This window comes from Longimonas sp., from assembly GCF_046498435.1.
GTDB lineage: Bacteria > Bacteroidota > Rhodothermia > Rhodothermales > Salinibacteraceae > Longimonas.
The window spans coordinates 1-4,699 of record NZ_JAWOAR010000048.1; the positions used below are offsets into that span (position 1 = coordinate 1).

2 protein-coding genes are annotated in these 4,699 nt (G+C 59.1%); both read right to left on the reverse strand.

All coding sequences use genetic code 11. The annotated features are described in order from the left end of the window. A partial coding sequence (locus tag R6U20_RS01955) for a lamin tail domain-containing protein (RefSeq protein ID WP_410336191.1) occupies positions 1-3,521 on the reverse strand: 3,521 nt, incomplete at its 3' end. 173 nt (positions 3,522-3,694) lie between these two features. Further along, the coding region (locus R6U20_RS01960; protein WP_410336192.1) for a glycosyltransferase family 2 protein at positions 3,695-4,699 on the reverse strand (1,005 nt) is incomplete at its 5' end.

The following is a 4,699-nucleotide window of genomic DNA, read 5'->3' on the forward strand; positions in this document are numbered from 1 at the left end:
GTATCATCGAGTTCGATATCGGCCTGTAGATCGCAACGAACCCCGCCGTTTTCGCTGGCGTTGTCGTTGCCGCAGACCGTGAGAAAGCTGCGTACCGGGAGCGTAACTCCAGAAAGGTCGGCCTCGGCGGATGCGGTGGTCTGAAGGCTCCACCCGCTCAGGTCGATGTCGCTATCGGTGGAGTTGTACAGCTCGACCCATTCGCCATCGGCATCGGGCACGGCGTCGGGGCGTGCCATGAACTCGGAAATAAGGACATCGGGCGTGCTCTCGCTGTCGAGAATTGTGATCGTGAGCGACTCGCTACGGGCCTCGGCAAAGCACTCAGCGGTAAAGCAGTCCGCCGTTTCCACATCAGATGTGAATACGGCTTCGAGTGGACCGTCTTGGCTGGTGTTTGTGGGAAACGTAAGATCGAGAACGGTTTCTGTGGTATCCTGTGCGCTTCCCCCGGGAAAGGTAAGTGTGCTGCTGGTAAAGCCGTCAATGTTTCCGGAGGACGCCGAACTGCTGGTTTCGTCGAAGGTGACGGTTACATCGGTGGCTCGTCCTTCAGCCGGAATCAGTTGAAGCGAGGCTCCGAGCGTCGTAGCCTCGGTATCTCCCTGTACGACCGTCGCTTCGGAAGCGAGGAACGAAGCCTCGGGCCAGGGGGCGTTGCAGAATCCGCCAGCATCGCCGTCTGCGGTAGTCGGATCTTCGTTGAGCGTGAGAAACCGCGTGCTGGGATCAGTGAAGCCGTTTCGGTTGCCAGACGTGGTGCCGGGCTGAACACCCAGATACTGGTCTTTTGTACTTACGCCGTTGCCGTTCCAGCTATTGCCCTCGCCAGGATCTTCACCGACAATGCCGATCATGTCTTCGGTGCGTCCGTCGAGTCGAATGCGTACCGCATCGTTGCCGTTAAACCATGTGTTGCTCTGCTCTTCCACAAACTGCACCTCGGGCGTACACGCGGCAGCTTTGGTCCCCAGATCGTCGGGGTCGCCCTCGTCGTCGCTGGCACCTACAATAAGTATATCATCGGCAGCCAGCGTGCCGGTATCAACCGTCGTTGTAGACGTGGTTTCTCCGCCATTAAATGAGGTAAAGACCTCCAGTGGATCGGTGCTAAAGTCTATCGTCTCGCCGGATACGTTCCAAAGCTGAAGGCCCTTGGGCGTACTGCCACTGCTGGTATCGATATACCGGCTGATGAGCACACGCGGCGCATCGCCAATATCGAAGGTGTACGTGTTCGCGGCTCCGATACGCACATCGGCACTCGGGTTTTGCAGAACGAACCGAGCATCGCGTGTTGCATCGCCCGAAAACGCATTCAGGTCAACGGTCACCGTCTCGCGGTCTCCATTGCTTGCTGATGCCGGGAACGTGACGGTCTGCGTGCCGAAGTTGTCCACATCAGCAGGATCTGCGGTGCTGTTCCCGCTATCAAAGGCCACCTCTACCGTATGCGCTTCGCTGCCGGGATTGCGGATCTGCACCTCAAACGTGGCGGTGTCATCGGTCGACCACACGGCGCGCTCGGTATCCACAAATGAAACGGTAGGCGGATTCGGCGTAAGCGACAGGTTGTTCAGGGCGATCTCATCGCGCGACCCACTGCCTGCGGCATCATCGGTTTCCCAGCGGAGGAGCAGGTACTCGCCATTTTGGAGGTTAATATCAGCCAGCGTGCCGCTGCGGGGCACAGTCTGCCATGTTGGGCTGCTGTCGGCGGCTTTGGGCGTGGTGTAGTCGAATGCCGATATGCCGGTAAACCCGCTGGCATCGTAGGAAGTGCTGCTGGTCACTTGGTACGCCAGAGAGACATCGGTGGAGCGACCTTCGTTGTTAAGCACCTCAATGTCGTATCCGACGAAGGCATCGGTGATGGGCTCACCTGTGTCGTTCAGGTAGCGCGCGACAAACGCACCGGGGGTAGCGTCGGAACCGGTGGGCTGTACGCCCCAGGCAAAATCGCCACTGGCCACCTCGAATGCGTAAATGCCGCCGGTGCTCTCGCCTCCGGTACTCGCGCCGCGCGCGAAGTCGCCGCTGTCTTCAGTATTGCCAAAGCCAAGATCGCCGTCGCTGAGGCCGCGAACGATGAAAGCTCCCGAATCCAGTTGCTCGGGACTTTCGGGGGGCGAATCGAAGCCGCTTCCGGCAAAAGAGTCGAAGTCCTCAATTAGGGTATCGTCGGTGTTCGAAATAACGATGGGTCCGCCGGGTGTACTTCGTGGGGTTACAGCAATGTCATTGAGCGCGACTTCTGGACTCCCGCCGCTGCCGCCTCCATCGGTCGTTACAAATGCCAGGGTAAGAAACTCGCCCGAGGGCACGCCGGCCGGAATCCGCCCCGAGAGTGCATTACGCATCCATTCTGGATCGGAGTCGGCAGATTCCTCAACCGTAAATGCGAGTTGGCCGTCGTTGAAGCTACTTGCGTCGGCGGCGTCGGTCTGGCAGGAAGCGCCAACCGCATACTTGAGTGTAACAGTGCGGCTGCGGTCGGTGTCGTTGAGCGTCCACAGGTCGTAGTCGACGTCGGCGCCGTCGTTGATGGCAGTGCCGGTGTTATTCTCGTAGCACACGTACACCGTACCCGGCGAGAAGTCGCTGCCTGCTGGTTGCAAGCCCAGCGCGTAGTCGCCGTAGCCATTGTCAAGATCGGTGGGTTTGCTGATGTCGAAGGCATACACGCCGCCAGTACCTACGCCGCCGGTACTGGAGCCACGTGCAAAGTCGCCGCCTGTTGCCGTTTGCCCAAAGTCTACGTTGCCGTCGCTGGCTCCGAATACAGCCACCGCATCCGAATCCAACTGGCCAAACGAAGGCGATGCGTCGAATCCACCCGCCCGAAAGCCCTGAAAATTAAGCCGGGTTGGTTCATCGATTGCCGTGAGTGCAAGCGGTCCGCTGGCGGGCTGCAGGTCGCCGCGTACGGTGATGTTGTCGAAGCGGTTATTGCCCGTCGCGCTGGTGGCGCCGTTCAGGGTGATGCGGAAGACGACATCAGAGTTGTTGTTGAGCGCTGTGATCCCTGAGAAGTCGAAGGTTTCAACCGTGCCGCTTGTGGTGTCGTCAGGGTCGAAGGTAAACTCCTGCGTGAATGTTGCGCCGCCATCCGTCGAGTAGCTTACGGTGTTGTTGTCGAATCCGGTGCCCGTGCGCCGCGCCCAGAATACCAGTTCGATGTTCTCAGCGTTTTCGGTCGAGACAGCAATATCGAAGTGATTGCCGTTTTCGGCATCGTCTTGAATAACAAAGCTATCGCCTGCCGAGTCGCCGCCTTGTGCATTGTCGCCGTCGCCCGCAAAGCTCTCCACGTTGCTTTCGGTGAATGCGTACGTAATCTCCCCATCTCCAAACGTAGCCTCCACAGGCGTCGGCCAGGGATTCCCGCTTCCTTCGGGTGCGTTAAAACTCCAGTAGCCGAGCAGGTCTTGCTGGGCGGCGGCGGGCTGCCCGAGTCCCAGACCGATGAGCATTCCAACGATCAGCACAGGCATCCCGCGCAGCCATACGGATGTGCGCATGTGGCGGGCAAATAACCGCCCAAAAGAATCAAGTAGCAACATCAGATAATGGGGGTAGACAAGCCGGAAGAAGATTCGTACAACACGTATAAAGATATGAACCCTGAGAGCTAATTTCTACCCAGCCCGGGTTATTTCTGTGTTGTATCTCTGCTTGGCACGGTTTGACGCGGCTACGACGTAGGTGAGAGCGAGGGGGAGTTGGGTGTTTTTGGAGGATGCGAGGCCTCTCGGGGCGCGGACGGTGTTGCATCGCCCTCCTCTTCTTGAACGCTGCCTGATAAGGCATGACGCTCGGCAATGCGATAAGCATCAGTTGTTTCCATGCGAGGGCGTATGATCATCTCACCCAGAAGGCCCGTCGTGAACATCTGCGCACCGAACAGGATGAGCAGCAACCCAAGCAGAAGCAAGGGCCGATCGCCCAGCGGGTGCCCAAAGACCAGCTTTTCAATGGAGAGCCACAGGCTCACGATGAACCCGGTAGTGAAGCTGAGCGTGCCTATGCCGCCAAAGAAATGCATGGGGCGTGCGGCAAAGCGCGTCAGGAAAAACACCGACACAAAATCCAGGAAGCCGCGGATGAAGCGCTCCAGCCCGAACTTAGTCGTGCCATGCTTGCGCGGATGATGCTCGACCGGCTTTTCGGTGATGCGGTCGAAGCCCTGCCACTTGGCCAGCAGCGGGATGTAACGGTGGAGCTCGCCGTACAGATTGACCGACTGCACCACCTCGCGCCGGTACGCTTTGAGTCCGCAATTAAAGTCGTGGATATCGATGCCCGACACCATCCGCGTGACGCCATTGAAGAAGCGGCTCGGGATGGTTTTTGAGAGCGGGTCGTGCCGTTTGCGCTTCCATCCACTTACGAGGTCGTGCCCGTCGTCGAGCAGGGCAATGAGTGCTGGGATCTCATCCGGGTCGTCTTGCAGATCGGCATCCAGCGTGACAACGTAGGGCGCCCGCACGCGCTCAAACCCCACGGCGAGCGCGGCGGACTTTCCGTAGTTGCGTTGCAGTCGAATCCCCCGAAACCGCTCGTCGTCTTCATGCAGCGCCGTGATGACGGCCCAGGAGTCATCGGATGAGCCGTCGTCGACGAGCCACACCTCAATGGCGTAATCGGCGCAGGCTGCGCGCAGGCGATCGGCCAACTCGGGGAGCGAGTCGGCTTCGTT